Here is a 21,982-nt window from a genome sequence, read left to right as displayed (position 1 = left end):
AGGGTTAAGACGATGCATCTGTCACGCCGTCACTTGATTGCCATGGCTGCGGCCAGCGTCGCCCAGCCACAGGCGGCCTTTGCGAAAAGAGCCAAGGAAATCACGTGGGATGACCTGATCCCACCCGGCGTGCCCTATTCCGAAATCATCGGTGAAGGCGAAATAGACGAAGCCAATGATTTCTGGCGGCCGATCTTTGACGAAAACGCCACCAAGCTCAATCCGTCGCTGGATGGTGCGTATATCAAGATGCCTGGCTTCATCATCCCGATCGATCTGTCGACCGCCGGCGTGACCACTTTTATTCTCGTGCCCTATGTAGGGGCCTGCATCCACACCCCCTCCTCCGCCCAACCAGCTGGTGTTCGTTACGACCAAAACCCCATGGCCTGGCGATGATCTGTGGGAAGCCGTTTGGGTGACGGGCCGAATGCATCACGAAATCCAATCCACAAACTTGGCTGATATCGGCTATGCGTTGAAGGCCGACGCGATGGAAGTCTATGTCTGGTAAATCCGCGGCACCGGGAGCAGCGGGCGGCGTCTAAGGCCGTCACAACCCGCCGCGCGCTCTGCATCATTCAAACCGGTACGTGTCCAACCGGTCCTTGAGAAACGTATACTCGGTCCGAACCTGATCCAGCGTGTCGCGCTCCACCGTGATGGTCCGAAACTCTTCACCTGTTTCCGCGAAGGCCAGCGGCGGCGTTTCTTCGTCCTGCCACGGCGGGCAAAAGAGCGAGCCGCCATAGTTCTCTCCGGCCCGGTTCAGCGATAACAGAAAGATCTGGCTCTCCATCGCGCGGGTGATCGCAAAGGGATGCCATGTCTTGAAGCTTTCATCGCGATAATAGGCACCGCAATGCAGGATCACATCAACGCCCTTGTCGATGACCAAACTGCGCGCCAGTTCCGGGATGCGAATGTCATAGCAAATGATCGGCGACAGCCGAAAACCCTTGATCTCAAAAACACACAAGTGGCCCCCGCGTTTGAAATATTCCTTCTCCATCGACGCGCCATATTGGGCCAGGTGGAGTTTGTCGTAATGCCCGATCAGCGTCCCGTCCGGTCCGATGACGGCCATTGTGATGTAAAAGCCGTCAGCGCCCTTGCGCGCAAAACCATAAATGATGTGAACCGCATGCGCCCGCGCCACCTCGCGCCATACCTGAAAAGACGGACCGTCCAGTGGCTCCGCCAGATCGGACAGCGCGGCAAAGGTTTCGCGCGCGTAGTCAATGCTTGACAGCTCAGGCAGAACAACAAGGTCAATGGTACCCTGTGAGGCCTCAAGCCGGGCTGACACGTCGTTCGCCGACCTGTTCAGATGGGCATCCCGTTCCGTCGCGGTGGTCATCGGTGGGATGCTGATCTGGCACGCGAGCATGGTCAGATTTTGAGGTGCGCGCGCGGTGGACGTCATGTGAAATTCCAACCTTGGATGCGGGAATGGCAACAGCTCATCTTACAAAAAATACCCTGGCGAGAAGGGAAAATTCCCCGCCAGGGTGTTTCAGGCTTTGTACGAAACGTACAATTCCAAGTGCGAAAGGCCTTAGCCCTCGAACCACCAACGGCTGGCGGCACGACCGCCATCCATATGCCAGCTGGCTGCCAATTGGCCGATATGCTTCACGTTCTTGCGGCGACCATAGACGAAGTTCGGGAAGTACGGGATGACAGCCCCGCCATCGTCGCGCAGGATCATACCCATTTCGCGGTAGATTTCGGCGCGTTTGACGTCATCCAGCTCGCCTTTGCCCATCACCAGAAGTTCATTGAAACGGTCATTCTCCCAGAAGGTCTCGTTCCACGGCGCACCTGATTTATAGGTCAGTGTGTACATGACGTCCGGCGTTGGCCGTGCCCCCCAGTTCGACATCATCCACGGTTTTTTCAGCCAGACATCCGACCAATAGCCATCGTTCGGCTCCCGGATCGGATTGAGGTTGATCCCCGCTTCCTTGGCGTGGGCCGCATAGAGCACCAGCATGTCGACCGCACCCGTGGTAATCGAATCCGCTGTGGAAATGTCGATGGTCTGACCTTCCATGCCAGCCTTCTTCCACAAGGCACGGGCCTGATCCGGATCGTATTCACGTTGCGGGATATCATCCGGGAAATACGGCATCGCTGCCGAATGGTGGAAGTCATTACCAATGGTTGCGGCACCAAAGGCGATCTTGTCCACAATCTCCTGGCGGTTCATCGCCAGCTTCAAGGCCATGCGAACATCGGGGTTATCGAACGGCGCCTTGTTGGTGTGCATCGGAAGCGTGATGCAGGAGGCCGACGGTACGTTGTCAACTTCCACATTGGGGTCACGCGCCAGCAGGCTGAGCGTTTTGTTTTCCAACAGGCTACAGGCATCCACATCGCCGGTCACAAGAGCGGTCTGACGCGCGTTTGGATCGTTGATGATGAGGAATTCAACCGCATCGAAATACGCCCCCTCACCATGCCAGCCATCATGGCGCTCGAGATAGGCCCGCACGCCGGGCTCGAATTCCTTGAGAACGTAAGGGCCACAGCCATCCGCCGATTCCCAGTTCAACGTGCCATCGGCATTGGCCGGCAGAATGGGCAGGTGATAATCCGGCATGATCCAAGGCATGTCCGCATTTGGCGCATCCAGTTTGAACGTGACCGAGTTGTCGCCGTTGTCCACAAGATCAACGACACCCGCGAGCAGGGCCGCCGCCGCAGAGGGGTTGCCTTCGCCACGGTGGTGGTTGATCGACGCGATCACATCCGTGGCCGTCACCTTGCCGCCGGAATGGAAGGTCGCATTCTCGTTGATCTTGAAGGTCCATTCGGTGGCATCCGGTGTGGCTGACCATTCGGAGGCAACATCCGGGCCCAGGGTCTGGTCCGGGTTGATCATGGTCAGGTAAGCGCGGAACGTATGGGCCAGCGCAATATCGGCAAATGAGACGTAGTTCGCCGGGTTGTGCTGATCGCCTGTGTTGCCATCATGCTGCGCGATGCGGAATGTACCGCCGCGTTTCGGTTCAGCTTTGGCGGCCGTCCCCCAAAGGCCGGTGGCCGCGGATGCGGTCATGCCAGCCGCTACGGAATGGTTCATGAAAGACCGACGTGAGATCTTCCCCTCACGGGCGGCATCCGCCAACCGGTCTATAAGCATTTGGTCCATTTTCGGTGTCATAGTCTCTCCCTTGAGATTATTGTTATTGGTCTTGGTCGTGGGTGCGCCATTTGCGGCGCGGTCTTCAAAGTATCTGGCTCAGGAACTCCTGAGTGCGTGGGTCGCTGGCTTCAGAGAAAAACGTGGCTGGAGGGCCATGTTCAACGATCACGCCGCGGTCCGTAAAGTAAATGTGGTCTGCAACTTCGCGCGCAAATCCCATTTCGTGTGTGACGAGGATACATGTCATTCCCTCCGCTGCCAAATCTTTGATTGTGACCAGCACTTCTTTGACTGTTTCAGGATCAAGTGCCGCGGTCACTTCGTCAAAGAGCATCACGTCGGGGTTCATCGCCAGTGACCGTGCAATCGCCACGCGCTGTTGCTGCCCGCCGGACAGCTCACCGGGATAGCTGTCTTCCTTGCCGTCCAGCCGCACCTTTTTGATCAACGCGCGGGCACGGGCTTCGACATCTGCCTTGTTTTCGCGCAGCACTTTGACCGGCGCCATCATCACGTTTTCCAGCGCCGTTTTATGGGGGAAGAGGTTATATTGCTGAAAGACCATGCCGACCTTCTTGCGCAACTCCAGCTTATCGAGGTCAGGCGTGTGGACTTCCTGCCCTTCCACCGTGATCGATCCGCCTTGAATGTCGTTGAGCGCATTGATGCAGCGAATGAGCGTTGATTTGCCCGAACCGGACGGCCCGATGATGCAGATCACCTCGCCCTTCATCACATCCAGCGACACGCCCTTGAGCACTTCGAGATCGCCGAAGGACTTGCGCACCTCCTTGAGCGAGACAATAGGTTGATCATCAGTCCAGGTCATAGTTTCACCGCGAATTTACGCTCCAGCCGGATGGTCAGGCGAGCAATGGGATAGCAATAGGCAAAGAAAAGAACGAGCGCGAAGCCGAAAAACGGCACGAGCAGTTCCGGGTGGTTGTCTTCGGATTCCATGGCCTGACGACTGAGCGTGATCAGCTCCTCAATCCCCAGAAGGCTGCAGAGCGGCGTGGCCATGGTCAGGATCGCATACCAGTTCATCCAAGGGGGCAGCATGCGTTTGTAGCATTGCGGCAGAATGATCTGCCACAGGACCTGCCGCCGGGTGAAGGCCAGGCTCTCGGCCGCTTCCCACTGCGCCGTGGGCACCGATTGCACCGCGCCGCGCACCACTTCGGATATGTTAGCCATCACCGGCAGGCTCAACCCGATAACGCCCTTGATCCAGTCAGGAATGCGGAAGACGGTGCCGAATAGTTTGACCTCAAACGGAAACGCCAGAAGCACGATGAAGAGGATCACCAGCCAGGGCGAATTGCGAAAAAGCTGCGTGATAAACCACGCAAAGGCGCGCACCGGACGATAGAGCGAGATTTGCCCAAGCCCAAGGGCCGCGCCCGCGACCGTGCCGATGGCCATCGCCAGAAGCGAGATCAACACGTTGAAGAAAAAGCCGGATTTGACCAGAAACGGCATCCAGCGCCAGAGCGCATCAAACGCCTCGGCCGTGCTGTAGCGGCTTTGCGCATAGGCGATCTGCGGCCAGATCACCATGACCATCAAAACGGCAAACGGCGTCCACCAAGGCAGGTTGGCCACCCACCGGGTGAAAATATACCCGTCCGGCACGTATTTCTCGGTCTCAAACGGTTTGAGCACGGCCATATTGCTGCGGGCGGGTACGGTGACACCGGGGATATGTTTCATGTCCCATACCCCGGTATTTTCATGCTCCGCTCCCACCGGCTCATCCCGAAGACGAGGATGGCAACCAGCACGATATAGGCGACAAAGAGCATCAGCATGGTGGGATATTGCGCCGACGGATAGTCATTCCAGATCGACACGGAATGATACAAGAGTTCAGGCACCGCGATGGCATAGGCCTGTGTGGTGGTTTTGACCAGATTGACCAGATTGTTGTTGAGCGCGGGCAGACAGACGCGAAATGCCAGGGGCAGCACGACATTCGTGTAGGTTTGCAACCGCGAAAAGCCCAGGGATTCGGACGCTTCAACCGTGGATTCCGGCACCGCTTCGATCCCGGCGCGGAAAATCTCGACATTGAACGCCCCGGCAAAAAACGACAGGGAAATCACCGCCCAACCGACATTGGAAATGATCGGCTCGACCGTCCAGCCATCTTCACCTGTCACAACCGGGGTGAACTGGCCCAAGGCAAAGTAGAAAAACAGCAGTTGCACCAGCGGCGGTGTGTTGCGGAAGAACTGAATGTAGCCCTGCACCACGGCCCGAACGAGGGCTGAGCGCGCGCCCTGCATCCACGCCCCGACAAGGCCGATCACAACCGAGAAGATCAGGCACAAGACGCTGAGCTTGATGGTCATCCACAGGCCGGCCAGAACCTTGCCCTGCTGACGGTCATCATACATCCAGATGAAGTTCCAGCGCGGTGCTTCACTGGCCAGTTCGCGAAAGTACTCTTCCATTCAAGTATCCCGGAATGCCTGCGTCCCCCCAAAAGCGGGAGGACGCGTTGATCTACACCGGTTTACTTGAGCCAGTCGCCGTAGCGCTCTTTTTCCTTGGCCAGATAGGCGGTGGGCTTGATGCCCCATTTCGCCTCAAGCTCAATCAACGTGCCGTCGCGATGCCAGTTATACTGCATCCCAGACATGAACTGACCAAAGACGCAGCTCACTTCGTCCAGTGGCACGGCCAGACCCCAAGGGTTGTCATCCTCTGAATTCAGCGGCATTTCGAACTCATCCCAATTGCCTGAGCTCAAATCAGACCCAATCGAGCTGTCGTCATACACCCAGGCCACGCATTTTTTGTCGCGCAGCGCCTGCTTGGCCTCGGCATTGCCGGTAAAGGCAACGATTTCAACGCCGTAGCGCTCTTCGACGATCTGGTTATAGAACGCACCCTGCTTGCCGCAGACCTTCTTGCCGCCCAGATCTTCCCAATTGCTGAAGCCGAGCGCCTTGGGCGCCATCACATTGGTACCTGATGTGTAATAGTTCGGCCCCGGAATACCCACGATCTCGCGGCGATCGGCCCGGTCAGACATGGTGGCGATCATCATATCGATCTTGCCCTGCTCCAGAAACTGCATCCGGTTCGAGGACTGGACGGGCACCAGCTCTACGTCGACGCCCATTTTTGCGGCGACGTCATTGGCCATATCGATTTCCATACCCACCAGATTACCGCTCTCATCGCGGAAACCCCATGGTTTGTAATCGGCCTTCACCCCAATCACGACCTTGCCGCGCTCCATGACCCGGTTCCAGACTTCGTTGGTGCATTGCGCACTGACGCTGCCCGCCGCCATCGCCGCAAGCGCGATACCACTTACGGTGGAATTAATCATCTTTTTCATAAGCTTATTCTCCCTTGTTAAAGGCAGGTTTGTCCTGCCAGTATTCTGTTAATGCGTGATTTTGCCGTTCTACTGCGGCAATCCGTTCCTGCGCCTCTTTTCCCTTCATTTGGATGATCATACCGATAATGGCCTCAAAAAATACCATTGCGGCGACATGTGACGGGAAAAACTGTGGGCTCTGCGTCCCGATCGTAAAGCAATGCCGCGCATGTTCAGCCACGGGCGACAGATGACTGTCCGTCAACGCAATAAGCGGCACATGCTTGGCGCTGACATGTTCGGCCAGCTCCACCGCCTGCGCGGCATAGGGTTCGATGCTGAAGACTATGCCAACATCGTCTTGTGTCAGATCGGTTAGATCGCTGGCCAATCCGTACCCTTTGCGTCCCGGCACCATCCAGCCCGCTAGAGACATATTGGCCAGATACATCGCATAATCGACAATGGGTCTGCCGCTCATGACCCCCAGCAACGCGATGCGGCGTGCCCCGGCCAGCAATTGAGCCGCCGCCTCAAGCTCCTGCGGATCAAGCTGGGCAACAAACGCCTCCGTGTTGCGGATTGTTGCGGCGGCATGGCGTGCGGCAAAGCCTGCACTGTTTTCGTCCGCATCCACCAACGCCTGCGCCCTTTCGGCCAAAACCGTTTGTTTTTGCAGCACTTCTACCCGGCAGGTTTCGCGCAGATCATCATAGCTGTCATAGCCGATGGCATGGGCCAGGCGGGTGAATGTGGGGGCCGGCAATTGCGCGCTATCGGCCACAAACCGTTGCGACCGGGTGGCGATTTCACCGGGATGTTCAACCACAAACCGGGCAGCCTTGCGCAATTGCGGGCTGAGCGATTGAAGCGTGCGTGGCGTGAGCTCTTTCAACTTGGATTGGGCCACGGCACACGCAGTTTTGTTGCAATCATTTCAACCATGGATATGAATGAAACATACGATACACGAATCGTCAAGCTGGGGTGCCCATGTCCGATACCTCCCTTCCCGAACAGGCCAGTGTTGTTGTCATCGGTGGTGGGATCATGGGCTGTTCGACCTTGTACCACCTTGCCCAGATGGGCGTCAGTGACGCCATCCTGCTGGAGCGCAATCGCCTGACATCCGGCACCACGTGGCATTCCGCGGCACAGGTTCGCGCCCTGCGACATTCCCGAAATCTGACCCGAATGATCCAATATTCGGTCGATCTCTACAGTCGGCTGGAACAGGAAACCGGACAATCCGTGGGCTGGATTCAAAAAGGGTCGTTGTCGCTTGCCACACACCCGGATCGGCTGGTGCATATCCGGCGGCAAGAGGCATTGGCCCGCGCATATGGCATTGATGCCACCTCGATCACCCCGGGCGAGGCGAAAGAGCGCTGGCCGTTGATGAATGCCGATGATGTGCTTGGTGCCGTATGGTCACCCGAAGATGGCCGGGTTTCGCCCAGTGATGTGTGCGCCGCTCTGGTCAAGGCATCCAAGGGCATGGGTGCCAAGATCTTTGAACAAACCAGTGTGACCGGCATTCTGACGGAGCGGGGCCGCATCAAGGGCGTGGAGACAACCGCGGGTACGGTGATGTGCGATGCCATTGCCCTATGCGCCGGTCTGTGGTCACGCGAACTGGGCGCTTTGGGCGGCGCGGACATCCCGGCACTGGCCTGCGAGCATTTCTATCTGCTGACCAAACCCATTGACGGCATCACTGGCAACATGCCCACGCTCAGCGATCATGACAGTCATCTCTATATCCGCGATGACAGCGGTGGTCTGTTGGTCGGCTGCTTCGAGCCGATGGGCAAACCCATTGCGCCGGGCGTGCTTGACGAGAATTTTGAGTTTGGCCTGCTGCCGGAAGACTGGGACCATTTCGAGCCGATGATGAACCTGGCGCTGCACCGGTTGCCACCGCTTGAAACGGCCGAGGTGAAAATGCTGCTGAACGGCCCGGAAAGCTTCACACCGGACGGCACGTTCATGCTGGGTGAAACCGCTGAAACCCGCGGGCTTTTTCTGGGGTGTGGGATGAATTCTGTGGGCATGGCTTCGGGCGGTGGCGCGGGCATGAACCTGGCGCATTGCATTGTGCATGGCCACACGGCCTATGACCTGACCGAAGCGGATGCCAAACGCTTTGCACCTGTGTTCAACAATGTGGCGCATCTGATGGCCCGTGCCCCGGAAATTCTGGGCACGCATTACGATATCGCCTACCCCGGCAAAGAGCTCAAAACGGCGCGTGATCTGCGCGCCCTGCCGCTGGATGCCGCGCACCGCACGGCACGTGCGCATGTGGGCCAGTTCTACGGCTGGGAGCGGCCGCTCTACTTTGGCAAAACGCGCGCCCCGCGCCTGCGCTTCGACCGGCCGGATTGGTTCGAAAACGTAGCGGCGGAAGTTCAGGCGGCGCACCAGCGCGCTGCTGTCTTCGACGCATCCTCGTTTGGCAAAATCGACGTGACAGGGCCGGACGCCGAAGCGTTTTTGCTGAAAACCTGCGCTGGTTTCATGGACCGCGCCCCCGGATCGGTGATCTATTCGGCAATGCTCAATGATTGCGGCACATTCGAGAGCGATATCACCGCGCAGCGGATTGCATTGGATCACTATCGTCTTTTCACGGGCACGGGTGCGATCAAACGCGATCTGGCGTGGTTGCGCCGACATGCCGATGGGTTCGAGGTGCGCCTGCAAGACAGAACTGAACATTATGCAACGCTTGGGCTGATGGGTCCGGACGCCGCGCGGATTGTCGCGAAACTGGGCGCGCCGGAATTGAATGAACTGGGCTATTTCAAACATGGAACCGCGCATATGGCAGGGAAATCCCTGCGGGCCGCGCGGATGTCTTATGTGGGCGAAGCCGGTTGGGAAATCACCTGCGCGGCCACAGTGGCACCCGCAATCTACGCCACCCTACTGGATGCGGGCGCTCAGCCTGCCGGTCTTTATGCGCAGACATCGATGCGGATTGAAAAGGGATTTTGCGCCTTTGGGCATGAGCTTGACGGCGACACGTCCCCTGTTGAAGCCGGGCTGGATTTTGCCACGCGCAAGACAGGCGGGTTTATCGGGCATGAGGCGCTTTGTGAACGGCGCGCCCGGGGTGCCGCGTCACGCGTGATCTCGCTGACCCTCGATGATCTGGCCGCAACGCCCCTTGGGCACGAACCGATCATGCTGGAGGGTCACATTATCGGTCAGACAACCTCCTGCGCCTTTGGGTACCGTGTGGGGAAACCGGTGGCACTTGGGCATGTCAAAAACGCCCTTCCGGATGGCACACATGTGGAAATCGACATCGCCGGAGAGCGTATTCCGGCCACCTGCACAAATGGCCCCCTGTTTGACCCCAATGGTTTGGTGATGAAGGGCCATTGAGGCCCGATCGCGCAACCATTTTCCTGTCTTTTTCAGCTTTTTCGCCCAAAAAACGACAAATATCTTTGCCATTTCAGGGCTGGTTAAGGAGATTTGCAATGATACGAACAGCCATTTCCACCCTTGCGTTTTGCATCGCTCTTCCGGCCCATTCCCAAGAAGCGCCGGACCTTATTTCCCGCGTGGAGCCCACAGGAACCTTGGCCCGATTGCTTGGATCTCCGAAGGGACATCAAAGCTCCGTCATCGGCAAGATAAATCGTTTTGGCGGCCGCGATGGTGAACTCTCCGCGGCGGATATTGCCACCAAACGCCAAGAACGCATCGCGTGGCGCATCTCCGACAGGCTCAGGGTCGCATCGGCGTTTGACCTCGATGAGGACGGTGCAATCACGCCCGAAGAGGCTGAACAGGCCATCGCGTGGGAGCCTGCAAGAGAAGGCCGTTACAATCAGATCCTGAGAGACGCGGACACGGATCGCGATGGCATTGTCAGCCGCGCCGAGAACGAAGCTTTTGCCGAATCCTATGCGCTGAACTATGCCAACCTCGATCGCGAAAGCGGCGCGGATTTGATGTATCATGATCTCGACGGGGACGGCGCCGTGACCGTGGAAGAGGTCGAAACCTTTGTCTCAACGGTCGCGGATTACGTGTTTGACCCAAGCGCATGCGTTTTACCGACCGTACCGATTGCGGAGCCGCCAGCGGTTTGGACAAAAATTGTGAGGGCGTCGGCCGGGGCTGGCCAAAAGAACGCCGCGGGCGAGACGGAAATAGAGCTTTTCTGGTACAAAACGTCGGGAAATAGCGACACGCATATTGTTCTTGCCCTTTCGATGGAGCCGGTCAGATGGCGCGTCAATGACGAGGGCAACAAGCTGGATATGCTGGTCATCTCAGATCAGGCTTTGGGCGCGGTCGGTGTACCACCCGAAAAAGTCACGGTTGTGCCCACGACCATGTGTACGGAGCCCGCAGAACGGCCATCCCATGACTGGTTCGTTTCACGCGCCCAGATCATATCGCAATGGGGCCCACATATTTACGACAACAACGCCTTGCCCGCGGGTACAACGCAGTGGCAATTCTAGGGCCCAAATCCCGGCGGCACCACGTTCCAAAACGAGCGCGTATGCCACACAAAAAAGGCGCCTGCAAAGGGCGCCTTTTCCGATAGAATACGTGATTTTCAGGCAGCGCTGTCTTGCGGGATGCGCAACACCTGACCGGGGTAGATCTTGTCCGGATGCGTCAGCATCGGGCGGTTGGCCTCGAATATCTCATTGTAGCGATTGGCGCTGCCCAGTGTTTTCTTGGCAATCGCCGAAAGCGTGTCGCCGCGCTCCACCGTATGAAAAACGGTGCCTTCACTGTCTGCATCATCCTCAACGGCGGCCACACCGGCCACATTGCCGACCGCCAGCATGACTTTTTCACGGATTTCCTGGCTGATGCCCATCCCGGCCACCTTCACCTTGTCGCCTTCCACCGAAATGTCCAAACCTTCGGTGCTCAGGCCCAGATCGGCCACTTCTTTTTCAAGGGCTTCTGCTGTTGGCTCTTCGTCGCCACCAAACAGTTTTTTACCCGAATCCTTCATAAAACTCCACAAACCCATCGTCATGTCCTCTCTTGGTTATGTGCCCTGACAATGCGCAACAGAAGCCCGGTTTCCTAGTGGGAAAATCGCGCAACGCGGCTCAAAATCAACGCGGTTGCGACTAGGCCGCGGATTTGCGCGTGTTCAACAGCAGGCTGGTTTCGGACTGTGCAATCCCGTCCAGACGGCGGATATGGGCCAGTTGCCGATCGAGTTCTTCCAGCGTATCGGTCCCGATTTCGACAATCACGTCCCACCGTCCATTGGTGGTATGCAGCGCGCGCACGGTGCTCATGCCCGAGAGCTGGCGCAGAATGCGTTCAGTCCCGCGCCCCTCGATGCCCAGCATCATCAACCCCCGCACCGGGTCGCGCGCCACGTCGCCTTTGAGCACCACGCTAAAGCCCACGATTTCACCTGATCTGCGCAACCGTTCCATCCGGCCCCGCACCGTGGTGCGCGACACGCCAAGCATCGCGGCCAGATCGGATAAAGAGGCCCGTGCATCGTGGCGCAGCGCGGAGATGAGCTTGCGATCTATGTCGTCCATTTCGAAACCTTTAGCGTCCTTTTTGTAAAAACATGTCCCGATAAGTACAAAATAAAGGGTTTTATTCAACCCAAATCGGAAGAATTATCCGCGCCATCACAAGATGCGAGATAAACATGACCACAAAGACCTGCATATTGATTGGCGCCCCTGTAGACAGCGGCAAAGAACGACAAGGATGCCTGATGGGCCCCGATGCCTACCGCGTCGCCGGTATTGCCCGGGCACTGGCCAATCTGGGCCATAACGTTATCGATATGGGCAACCTGCGCCCCGCCGAGGTGACCGCCCCCAAGGAAACACCCAAACACCTGATCAAACCGGCCGAAACCATCGGCTGGACGCTGACCCTGCGCCAGGCGGCACAGGACGCGATGAAAAACGGCCTGCCCATTTTTATGGGCGGCGATCATAGCCTTTCATTGGGCTCGGTCACCGGTGTGGCGGCACATGCCGCACATGTGGGGCGGCCGCAGTTTGTGCTCTGGCTGGATGCGCATAGCGATTATCACACGCCGCAATCCACCGCGTCGGGCAATCTGCACGGCACGCCAGTGGGCTACCTCGCCGGGTTGGAGGGGTTCGATGGCTTTCCGGTGGTTGAGCATCCGGTGCCCCAGGATCAGATTTGCCTTCTGGGGCTGCGTTCGGTCGATGGGCCGGAGCGCGATAAACTGCAGGCAACCAAAATCCGCTACCATGACATGCGCTCGATTGATGAAACCGGCATTGCCCGGCCCCTCAGTACCTTTCTGGAGCAGGTGTCGAATGCCGGGGGCGATCTGCACGTCTCGCTGGATGTGGATTTTCTGGATCCCAGTTTTGCCCCGGCTGTCGGCACAACCGTGCCCGGCGGTGCCACCATGCGCGAGGCCCATCTGGCGATGGAAATCATCTGCGACAGCGGGTTGATGACGTCGCTGGATCTGGTCGAGTTGAACCCGTTTCTGGATGAGCGCGGCCGCACCGCACAGGTCATGGTCGATCTGGCCGCCTCCGCCCTGGGACGTCGGGTCTTTGACCGGCCAACGCACGCCTTCACATGAGCGTTCAAGCCCCGTCTTCCGTGGTGATGATCCGGCCGAACCGGTTTCATCCAAACCCCGAAACCGCAGGCGACAACCGGTTTCAGTCGGTCCCGGACCTGAGCGCTGATGATGTGGCAGCCCGGGCGCAGGCCGAATTTGACGCGGCTGTCGCGCGATTGCGCGATGCAGGCGTTGTCGTCCACGTGTTTCAGGACACATCCGATGACACGCCGGATCTCGATTTTTCCCAACAACTGGTTTTCGACGCACTCTGGGGGGCACGTGGCAATCTATCCGATGTTTGCCGAAAACAGACGGCGTGAACGGCGCGTGGATGTGATCGAGATGCTCAAGCGCGACTACCGCGTTGCAGAAGTTACCGATTATTCTGGGCTTGAGCCGGATGGTCTGTCGCTCGAAGGCACCGGCGCGATGGTTTTGGACCACATAGGCCGATTGGCATTCGTGGCCCGCTCACACCGCGCCGACCCCATTCTTCTCGAGCGCTTCTGCACGCGTTTCGGGTACGAGCCCATCGTGTTCGATGCGGTCGATGCCGACGGCACACCGGTCTATCACACCAACGTTTTGATGGCGATTGGCACGGAGGTGGCAATGGTGGGCCTGGACATGGTGCCCGATGCGGAACGCCGGGCCACGATTGTCGAGCGTTTGAAGGAAACCCACCGCGAGGTCGTGGCGCTGAGCCACCACCAGATTGCCGAATTTGCCGGTAATGCGATCGAATTGGAAACACCCGATGGCCTGATCCTGGCCCTTTCGGCGCGTGCCATGGCCGCGCTGAAACCCGAACAGGTTACCACACTCGAAAAATCCGTGCGGCTGGTCCCCCTGGACCTGCCCACCATTGAAAGCGCTGGCGGCTCTGCCCGCTGCATGATCGCGGGGCTGCATCTGGCCCGCCGCTCCAACTGAAGGACACCCAGACATGAACAACCTCTTCCCTTCCCACAAGGCGCTGGTGCCTTTTGTTTCGGTCGATCACATGATGAAACTGGTGCACCACATCGGGATCGAACCGATGTTGCAGGGCCTTGCCGGGTATATCGAAGATGATTTCAAGCGGTGGGCGCTTTTTGATAAAACCCCCCGCGTGGCCAGCCATTCCGATGTCGGCGTGATCGAACTGATGCCCACGTCAGACGGGGAGGCCTATGGCTTCAAATACGTGAACGGCCACCCCAAGAACACCAAGGAAGGTTTGCAAACCGTCACGGCCTTTGGTCTCCTCGCGGATGTTGATACCGGCTACCCGGTGCTTCTGACCGAAATGACCGTGCTGACAGCGCTGCGGACGGCGGCCACGTCGGCCATGGTTGCCAAGTATCTGGCGCCCAAGGGGGCCACCACGATGGCGATGATCGGCAATGGCGCGCAATCGGAGTTCCAATCCCTGGCGATGAAAGCGATTTGTGGGGTGGATACTGTGCGCCTCTATGACATCGATCCGGCCGCAACCGAAAAGGCGGCGCGTAATCTCACCGGGCTTGGCCTGAACGTCGTTGCCTGCAGCAGCGCCGAAGAAAGCATGGAAGGCGCGCAGATCATCACCACCTGCACCGCCGACAAGCAGAATGCCACGATCCTGACCGACAACATGATTGGCGCCGGTGTACACATCAACGCGATCGGCGGTGACTGCCCCGGCAAGACCGAACTCCACAAGGATATCCTGACGCGGTCCGACGTTTTCGTGGAATACCCGCCGCAAACCCGCGTTGAAGGTGAAATTCAACAGATGGTGGATGATTTTGCCGTGACCGAGATGTGGGAAGTGATCAACGGGACGGCCCAAGGCCGGACCAGCGCGGATCAGATCACGCTCTTTGACAGCGTCGGCTTTGCGATCGAGGATTTCAGCGCGCTGCGGTTTGTGCGCGACCGGATCAAGGGAACGGAGATGTTCATCGAGCTGGATTTGCTGGCCGATCCGGACGATCCACGCGATCTCTTTGGTATGGTGCAGCGCTCAGCAGCCTGAGTCCCTTATAGCGCGCCAGCGTCGCAGAAATCCCCCGGGTCCGTTGGTTGGGGAACGATGGACCCGGGAGAGCATGACAGCCGACAGGTTTCAGCTGTCACTTGGGGGGGCGATCAGGCCCTTTTCTTGCCCGGCCACCATTTCGGAATCGTCCAATGCACCGTCATTGTTGGTGTCGATCTCGGCAAAGACTTCCGCCGTGATGTCGGGATAAACGGCCTGAACCTCATCCACGGTCATCAGACCGTCCCCGTTGGCGTCCACTTCGACCACGCCCTCGCCCATGGCGAGCGCTGATGTGGCCAAGGCTCCAAGGCCGATAAGGGTTGCGATGAATTTCGTCATGTGATGTCTCCTTGGACAATTGTGTGGCAGGGCGCAGAAACGCGGCCCTCGCAAGACAAGACGCGTCGCAGCGGCATTCCGTCCGTCGGTCCGGGCGTTAATTTACGCCTGCGCGATGCGTCGCCGATGCCCACAGGCCTAAGTGGCAGAAGCCCGCCCAAAGTCGCGCCAAAGGCGCAGGGGGCGGAAAATACCCATTTGAAATGGTAGGATAAAAGGCGCGCGCTGTTCCCATCTTCGAGACCGAAGGAGACGCAGACATGCCCTGCCCGGCCGATCCACCCGACGCCCTGACCGATTTGATCCCGCAGTTGAAACGCCTTGCCAAACACCTGACCGGCAACCCAGATCAAGCACAGGATCTTTGTCAGGAAGTGTTGCTGAAGCTTTGGGTTCGTCTGCAGGAAGATCACCAGATCGACGATCTGCGCGCCTATGCCATGACCGCCCTGCGCAACCAATACCGCCAGTCATTGCGCAATCAGCTGCCCGGCGCTGCCCTTGAGGAGGCCGACAAGCCCATTGCGCCGGATGTCTTTGCGACCATGGCGGTTCATGAGCTGGAACGCGCCATTGCCGATCTGCCCGCCCCGCAGGCCCGATTGATGCGATTGGTCGCGTCCGGCGAGACCAGCCCGCTGGCATTGGCCAAGCTTACAGGGGTGCCCTCCGGCACGGTGATGTCTCGGCTGGCCCGCGCCCGGGCCCGATTGCGTGCCAGAATTGGATTGGCGGCAAATGCCCCAACCAGCGAACTTATTTGACACAGACTTGCGCGATATCGCCGCTCTGCTTAGAGATGTAGGAGGTAGACGAAGGACTGAATGTTGGATGTTCTAAAAAACTGGCGGGATCGGCGCGAACACCCCTGGAAAGATGTCTATTACGACGCATTGCGCCTCTGGCGCGGGGAACGTGGCCACACGCTGCTTTATGATTATATGGACGTGCCCAAAGACGGCGTTGTGTTTGATTTGGGCGGTGGTGCCGGTGAATGGGCCGATGTCGTGCTGGATCAACAGCCCGAATGCACCATCCACCTCTTTGAGCCCCACCCTCGCCGCGCGGCGGAACTGCGCGACAAGTACCGCGAGGACGACCGGGTTAAGACTTATGACTATGCGCTCGGCTCGGCCGAGGGCAAACTGCCCTTGCCCGAAGCGTCGGTCAGCGGGGTTGAGGCCACGGTTGACGTCGTGTCGGTCAAACGGTTCTTCGAGACCTTTGATTTTCCGCAGATTGATCTGATGAAGCTCAATATTGGCGGCGCAGAATATGATCTGCTGCCAAGCCTGATGCGCGAGGGAATCATGCCAAAAATCAAAAGGTTACAGGCACAATTTCACCTGACCGGAGAAAGCCAGATCGCAGATCGCGAAGACATTCGCACAGCCCTGCAGGGCAGTCACGATTGTCCGTGGTCGTACCCGTTTATCTGGGAAGAATGGAAGCGTCGGGGTTGAGCGACGCCTTACAGCGCCTTGAGGAATTGATAGGCAAGGGCCCGAAAATCCTGCCACCCTGCCCGGTCCCGGGTTTTGCGCCAGACGTGGCGCAGTTCGGCCCGGCGGCGGGCCTTGGTGACAATCGCGCTGACCTGACCATCGTGCAACCGGTTGACAACCAGCATATCCGGCACAATCGCCGGCGCCCCCAAGGCGCTCGCGCATCGGTCGTAGAATTCGACATCCATCAGCCAGATCAGGCTTTCGTCGAACTGCAGACCCACCTCCGCACGGAGTGCCAGAACAGAGGGGCTGGAGACCGTGTTACGCCCGAATCGCAGCTGCGCGTCCAAACGCGGAACCATAGGGTTTTCAATGGTTTGACCGTCGCGGCTCACGCCAGACCCGCAGAGCAACCAGCGGCTGTCACTTGTCTCAAACGCTTGCGCCATTTTCCCCAGGGCTTCGGGTGCCGCCAGAAAATCATCCTGGAACAAAATCTTCAGAATACGTCCTGACGCATGGCGCATCGCATTGTTGGTGTTGGCCGACGCCTGCCGAGGGCCATCGCGGAAATCCGTGTGGCGAATTGGCATTTCGACACTGTAGGAGGCACAGATTTCAGCAACACCGTCTGTATCCGATTGATCAGACACCACAATTTCGAAATCACGGAAGGTCTGTTCCCGCAGATGCTGAAAGGATGCCGCCAGAAACTCGGCCCCCTTGCCGCCCATGTCATAGGCCGGAATACACACACTGATCATCGGTTGTGCCATAGGATGGTTTTCTCTTACCCGGTCCGGTCCCGCAACAGAAAAACGGGGGGCCTAAGCCCCCCGGTAGTTTCGCCACTCAAGCTCACTATTTATACCGCCCGGTTTCTGCCTGCGGCCTGAGTGTCGTCAGGGGCGAGCGCACCCGCCCCGTGTAAGGTGGTCCGGAGCCTGTAAGCCGCCTCCACCCTATTTCGTCGGGGTCCGGCCTCAGGAAAGAACCGAGACCCCTACGCGCCCCAGGAGGACGCGAGTTCCTTAGCTACACCCGCTTGTCGCGCCGCAGGTGTTGCATTTCATGCAGGTGCCGTTGCGCACCAGCGTGTAGTTACCGCAATCGCCGCAAGGATCACCCTCGTAGCCCTGCATCTTGGCCTTGGTCCGCGCATCCATCTGCGTCGGGGCCGCGGGTGCCGTCGTGGTGACGCTTGCCGTGGTCGTGGCTGTTGTGGCTGCGGTTTCCGGCACCAGTGTCTCCAGCGTTGCCACCGGGTCCAATGCTGTGCTCAGTGCCGTGGCGCCAATCGCCTGACCGCCCTGAAGCACCACAAGCTCTTGTGGCAGACGCTTGCGCAGATATCCGGTTGAGCTGATTTGTTTCAGCACTTCCAAGGACTTGCTGGCACCATCTTCGGACATTTCCGAGATATTGCTGACGCCTTCTTCCTCGCCACGGCCCAGATCATCAAAGCTCGCGCCTTCGGGTTTCACATGGGCCAGATCGGTCCGGTCCAGATAGCTGACCGCCAGTTCGCGGAAGATATAATCGAGGATCGAGGTGGCGTTCTTGATGCTGTCATTGCCTTGCACCATGCCCGCAGGCTCAAACTTGGTGAAGGTGAAGGCATCGACGAACTCCTCCAGCGGCACGCCGTATTGCAGGCCAACCGACACGGCGATGGCGAAGTTGTTCATCATCGCCCGGAACCCGGCACCTTCCTTGTGCATGTCGATGAAGATCTCGCCCAAGGCGCCGTCTTCGTATTCGCCGGTCCGCAGGTAAACCTTGTGGCCACCGACAACCGCCTTCTGGGTATAGCCCTTGCGACGCTCCGGCATCTTTTCGCGGTGCGATTTGACGATTTCCTTGACGATCACCTTCTCGACGATCTTTTCGGCCAATACCGCGGCCTTTTCCTGCGGCGTGCCACTTTCAAGCACGTCAGCAGCGTCATCATCGTCTTCGACCAGTGCTGCGGCCAACGGCTGGCTCAGTTTCGAGCCATCACGGTAAAGCGCATTGGCCTTCACACCAAGGCTCCACGACAGTTCATAGGCCTTTTGGCAGTCTTCGATCGTGGCATCGTTGGGCATGTTGATCGTCTTGGAGATCGCCCCCGAGATGAACGATTGCGCCGCGGCCATCATGGTGATGTGGCTGTCGACACCCAGATACCGCTTGCCCTTCTTGCCGCAAGGATTGGCGCAATCGAAGATGTGGTAGTGCTCTTCGCGCAGATGCGGCGCACCTTCCAGCGTCATCGTCCCGCAGACATGATCGTTTGCGGCGTCGATATCGGCCTTGGAATACCCGAGGCTGGCCAGCAAATCGAAGGTCGGATCGTTCAGCTTTTCTGCCGGGATGCCCAACACGTTGGTGCAGAACTCTTCGCCCAGGGTCCACTGGTTGAAGACAAAGCGGATATCAAAAGCGCTGCCCAGAGCCGCATCAACCTTTTCCAGCTCATTCGAGCCGAACCCATGGCCAATCAGCGAGGTGTGGTTGACGCCCGGCGCGTTGCCGATGGTGCCGTGACCCACCGCATAACTAACGATCTCTTCGATCTGCGCCGAGCCATAGCCCAGTTTATCAAGCGCGGCCGGAACCGATTGGTTGATGATCTTAAAGTAACCACCACCGGCAAGCTTTTTGAACTTCACCAACGCAAAGTCCGGCTCGATCCCCGTGGTGTCGCAATCCATCACCAGACCGATGGTGCCGGTGGGCGCGATCACGGTGGATTGCGCATTGCGGTATCCGTGTTTTTCACCCAGCTTCAGCGCCTCATCCCAACTGGCCATCGCCAGATCGGCCAAGCGGCTATCGGGGCAATTGGCCAAGTCCAGTGGTACCGGCTTCACGGCCAGTTTGTCATAGCCTTCGGTCGCGCCGTAGGCCGCGTTCCGGTGGTTCCGGATGACCCGCAGCATGTGGTCCTTGTTGCGTTTGTAGCCGTCAAACGGGCCCAGTTCTCCAGCCATTTCCGCAGATGTCGCGTAAGACACGCCGGTCATGACAGCGGTCAGCGCCCCGCAAAGTGCACGGCCCTCATCACTGTCATAGCCCAGGCCCATATTCATCAGCAGACCGCCGATATTGGCATAGCCCAGACCCAAGGTGCGGAACTCATAGCTGAGTTGCGCGATCTCTTTGCTGGGGAATTGCGCCATCATCACGCTGACTTCCAGCGTTACGGTCCAGAGGCGCGTGGCATGCACGTAGGCCTCTGCATCGAACTGGCCGTTCTTGTAGAAGGTCAGCAGGTTCATCGAGGCCAGGTTACACGCCGTGTCATCGAGGAACATGTATTCAGAACAAGGGTTTGAGCCGCGAATTTCACCGTCTTCCGGGCAAGTATGCCAGGCATTGACCGTATCGTGATACTGGATGCCCGGATCGGCACAGGCCCAGGCGGCGTGGCCCACATCTTCCCACAGGTCGCGGGCTTTGATGGTCTTGGCGACGCTGCCATCTGTGCGGTTCAGAAGCGCCCAATCATCGTCATTTTCAACGGCCTTCAGGAAGGCATCGGTGACGCGAATCGAGTTGTTGGAATTTTGCCCCGAGACCGATGCATATGCTTCACTGTCCCAGTCGGTGTCATATGTCGGAAACTCGATGCTGTCATAGCCTTGCTTGGCATAATCCAGCACGCGCTTCACGTAAGTCTCGGGGATTGCTGATTTCTTTGCCCCGCGAATGGCGTCCTTCAGCTGATCGTTCTTCTTCGGATCTACGGCATCTTCGCTGCTGCCATCCCATGCGCGGATCGCGCCAAAGATGTCATTCAGTTTGGCTTCGTGCATTTTGGAGCCTGCGACGATGCTCGCCACTTTCTGCTCTTCCTTGACCTTCCAGTTGATGAATTCCTGGATGTCCGGATGGTCCGCATCACAGATCACCATCTTGGCGGCGCGACGGGTTGTACCACCCGACTTGATGGCGCCCGCAGCCCGGTCACCGATCTTGAGGAAGCCCATCAGGCCGGAGGACTTGCCCCCGCCTGACAGCGGCTCATCGGCGGCACGCAGGGAGGAGAAGTTCGTGCCCGTCCCGGACCCGTATTTGAATAGACGCGCCTCGCGCACCCACAGATCCATGATCCCGCCTTCACCTACAAGGTCATCGGCGACCGACTGGATGAAACAGGCATGCGGCTGCGGGTGCTCGTAAGCACTGCTCGACTTGGTCAGTTCCTTGGTCTTGTAGTCCACGTAGAAATGGCCCTGGCTTGGGCCATCGATGCCGTACGCCCAGTGCAGGCCAGTATTGAACCATTGGGGGCTGTTCGGCGCGGCCATCTGCTTGGCCAGCATCACACGCATTTCGTCAAAATAGGCACGGGCGTCGGCTTCGGTGGTGAAATAGCCACCTTTCCAACCCCAATAGGCCCAGGCGCCAGCCAATCGGTCAAACACCTGCTTGGCGCTGGTTTCGCCACCCTTTTCCACGTCGTCGCCATCTGGCACCGACCGCCACAGGAATTCGGGAACGTCTTTTTCTTTTACCTTCTTGAGCTTTGCCGGCACGCCCGCCTTACGGAAATACTTCTGCGCGATCACATCGCTGGCCACCTGGCTCCAGCCGGTGGGCACTTCGACATCGTCCAGCTTGAACACAACGGTGCCATCGGGATTACGGATCTCCGAGCTGACCAGTTTGAAGTCCAATGCGGCGTATGCGTCCTGCCCGGCGGTGGTAAATTTACGTTCGATTTTCATGTGCTGCCCCATATTCCAGCATTGCGTTTTATATGTCGGCCCCACATCGTAGGCCGACTGCCCTTTCCCTCCGGCAGAAGATCGATCCCCCTGCGGCTCGACTGATGAGCGCAGATGTCACGCCCCGATCACATGATCTGGGTATGTCTGGGTTGGTTGTCCCTGCCTGGCCGTCGCCACTATATCTTGTGGCTTATTAGCCGGTCCACACAACCTGACGTATCGCGCCATAGTTGGTCAACACAAATTTCTAAAAAAAGTTGGAAAAAACCGTTGACGTATGGCGCTGGGGATGGGCCATCACATCCACGTGATTCATTCCGGCCAATCTTCATATTTCTTAACCCACGGGGCGTGAAATCTGAGAACACGGAAACCCTATTTATTCGGCTGGTTTAGGCGGTGCATCTCAA

General features: G+C 58.3%; 18 protein-coding genes and 2 pseudogenes. 8 read left to right on the top strand and 12 right to left on the bottom strand.

What is annotated here, in order from left to right; all coding sequences use genetic code 11:
- The first annotated feature begins 12 nt into the window (after positions 1-12).
- Positions 13-514, top strand: a pseudogene (locus ACZ1HJ_RS13555) (DUF3299 domain-containing protein).
- A gap of 63 nt (positions 515-577) precedes the next feature.
- Here ACZ1HJ_RS13555 and ACZ1HJ_RS13550 read toward each other — a convergent pair.
- The 7 genes from ACZ1HJ_RS13550 to ACZ1HJ_RS13520 form a co-directional block, all read right to left on the bottom strand.
- Positions 578-1,426 carry a carbon-nitrogen hydrolase family protein gene (locus ACZ1HJ_RS13550; RefSeq protein ID WP_472719185.1) on the bottom strand — a complete coding sequence of 283 codons (849 nt, stop codon included), beginning with the start codon at positions 1,424-1,426 and terminating at the stop codon, positions 578-580.
- A 132-nt stretch (positions 1,427-1,558) separates the two neighbouring features.
- Positions 1,559-3,169, bottom strand: coding sequence for an ABC transporter substrate-binding protein (locus ACZ1HJ_RS13545; RefSeq protein WP_472719184.1), 1,611 nt, complete (start codon positions 3,167-3,169; stop codon positions 1,559-1,561).
- A 64-nt stretch (positions 3,170-3,233) separates the two neighbouring features.
- The gene (locus ACZ1HJ_RS13540; protein ID WP_472719183.1) at positions 3,234-3,980 is read right to left on the bottom strand and encodes an amino acid ABC transporter ATP-binding protein; all 747 of its coding nucleotides are present in this window, start codon (positions 3,978-3,980) and stop codon (positions 3,234-3,236) included.
- Positions 3,977-4,864, bottom strand: a complete 888-nt coding sequence (locus ACZ1HJ_RS13535) for an amino acid ABC transporter permease (RefSeq protein ID WP_472719182.1) — start codon at positions 4,862-4,864, stop codon at positions 3,977-3,979. Before ACZ1HJ_RS13535 ends, ACZ1HJ_RS13540 begins: the two co-directional genes overlap by 4 nt.
- A complete protein-coding gene (locus ACZ1HJ_RS13530) occupies positions 4,861-5,607 on the bottom strand; it encodes an amino acid ABC transporter permease (protein WP_472719181.1) in 747 nt (248 codons plus the stop codon). The genes ACZ1HJ_RS13535 and ACZ1HJ_RS13530 overlap by 4 nt, the downstream gene beginning before the upstream one ends.
- Positions 5,608-5,669: 62 nt before the next feature.
- Positions 5,670-6,503 (bottom strand): transporter substrate-binding domain-containing protein, encoded by an 834-nt coding sequence (locus ACZ1HJ_RS13525; protein WP_472719180.1) that lies wholly within the window; start codon positions 6,501-6,503, stop codon positions 5,670-5,672.
- 4 nt (positions 6,504-6,507) lie between these two features.
- A complete protein-coding gene (locus ACZ1HJ_RS13520; protein WP_472719179.1) occupies positions 6,508-7,395 on the bottom strand; it encodes a MurR/RpiR family transcriptional regulator in 888 nt (295 codons plus the stop codon).
- A gap of 83 nt (positions 7,396-7,478) precedes the next feature.
- Between ACZ1HJ_RS13520 and ACZ1HJ_RS13515 the strand changes: the two genes are divergently transcribed.
- Both ACZ1HJ_RS13515 and ACZ1HJ_RS13510 read left to right on the top strand, forming a co-directional pair.
- Positions 7,479-9,878 carry a GcvT family protein gene (locus tag ACZ1HJ_RS13515; protein WP_472719178.1) on the top strand — a complete coding sequence of 800 codons (2,400 nt, stop codon included), beginning with the start codon at positions 7,479-7,481 and terminating at the stop codon, positions 9,876-9,878.
- 98 nt (positions 9,879-9,976) lie between these two features.
- Positions 9,977-10,972 (top strand): EF-hand domain-containing protein, encoded by a 996-nt coding sequence (locus ACZ1HJ_RS13510; protein ID WP_472719177.1) that lies wholly within the window; start codon positions 9,977-9,979, stop codon positions 10,970-10,972.
- 98 nt (positions 10,973-11,070) lie between these two features.
- On the opposite strand, the gene lysM is transcribed toward ACZ1HJ_RS13510, so the two are convergent.
- Positions 11,071-11,499, bottom strand: coding sequence for a peptidoglycan-binding protein LysM (gene lysM / locus ACZ1HJ_RS13505; RefSeq protein ID WP_472722213.1), 429 nt, complete (start codon positions 11,497-11,499; stop codon positions 11,071-11,073).
- Positions 11,500-11,602: 103 nt separating this feature from the next.
- Positions 11,603-12,031, bottom strand: coding sequence for an Lrp/AsnC family transcriptional regulator (locus ACZ1HJ_RS13500; protein WP_472719176.1), 429 nt, complete (start codon positions 12,029-12,031; stop codon positions 11,603-11,605).
- 116 nt (positions 12,032-12,147) lie between these two features.
- On the opposite strand from ACZ1HJ_RS13500, the gene rocF reads away from it, so the two are divergent.
- The 3 genes and pseudogenes from rocF (at position 12,148) to ACZ1HJ_RS13485 (ending at position 15,061) form a co-directional block, all read left to right on the top strand.
- On the top strand, positions 12,148-13,077 hold the full coding sequence (gene rocF, locus ACZ1HJ_RS13495) for an arginase (protein WP_472719175.1): 930 nt from the start codon (positions 12,148-12,150) through the stop codon (positions 13,075-13,077).
- Positions 13,074-13,995: pseudogene (gene ctlX / locus ACZ1HJ_RS13490) on the top strand (citrulline utilization hydrolase CtlX). Before rocF ends, ctlX begins: the two are co-directional and overlap by 4 nt.
- 13 nt (positions 13,996-14,008) lie before the next feature.
- A complete protein-coding gene (locus ACZ1HJ_RS13485; protein WP_472719174.1) occupies positions 14,009-15,061 on the top strand; it encodes an ornithine cyclodeaminase in 1,053 nt (350 codons plus the stop codon).
- Positions 15,062-15,151: 90 nt separating this feature from the next.
- Here ACZ1HJ_RS13485 and ACZ1HJ_RS13480 read toward each other — a convergent pair whose 3' ends face one another.
- Positions 15,152-15,406: an EF-hand domain-containing protein gene (locus ACZ1HJ_RS13480; RefSeq protein WP_472719173.1), complete on the bottom strand. Its 255-nt coding sequence runs from the start codon at positions 15,404-15,406 to the stop codon at positions 15,152-15,154.
- Between the two features lie 260 nt (positions 15,407-15,666).
- On the opposite strand from ACZ1HJ_RS13480, the gene ACZ1HJ_RS13475 reads away from it, so the two are divergent.
- Entirely contained in the window at positions 15,667-16,170 is a 504-nt protein-coding gene (locus ACZ1HJ_RS13475; protein ID WP_472719172.1) for an RNA polymerase sigma factor, read from the top strand.
- A 60-nt stretch (positions 16,171-16,230) separates the two neighbouring features.
- Positions 16,231-16,869 (top strand): FkbM family methyltransferase, encoded by a 639-nt coding sequence (locus tag ACZ1HJ_RS13470; RefSeq protein ID WP_472719171.1) that lies wholly within the window; start codon positions 16,231-16,233, stop codon positions 16,867-16,869.
- Positions 16,870-16,877: 8 nt separating this feature from the next.
- Here the strand turns inward: ACZ1HJ_RS13470 and ACZ1HJ_RS13465 are convergent, their stop codons facing one another.
- Positions 16,878-17,630: a glycosyltransferase family 2 protein gene (locus ACZ1HJ_RS13465; RefSeq protein ID WP_472719170.1), complete on the bottom strand. Its 753-nt coding sequence runs from the start codon at positions 17,628-17,630 to the stop codon at positions 16,878-16,880.
- A 255-nt stretch (positions 17,631-17,885) separates the two neighbouring features.
- Positions 17,886-21,569: a vitamin B12-dependent ribonucleotide reductase gene (locus ACZ1HJ_RS13460; RefSeq protein ID WP_472719169.1), complete on the bottom strand. Its 3,684-nt coding sequence runs from the start codon at positions 21,567-21,569 to the stop codon at positions 17,886-17,888.
- Positions 21,570-21,982: the final 413 nt, after the last annotated feature.

The organism is Roseovarius sp. JB2-10 (genome assembly GCF_055693585.1).
Note: the sequence above shows the minus strand (reverse complement) of the source record. Positions and strands in the feature narration are given on the sequence as shown.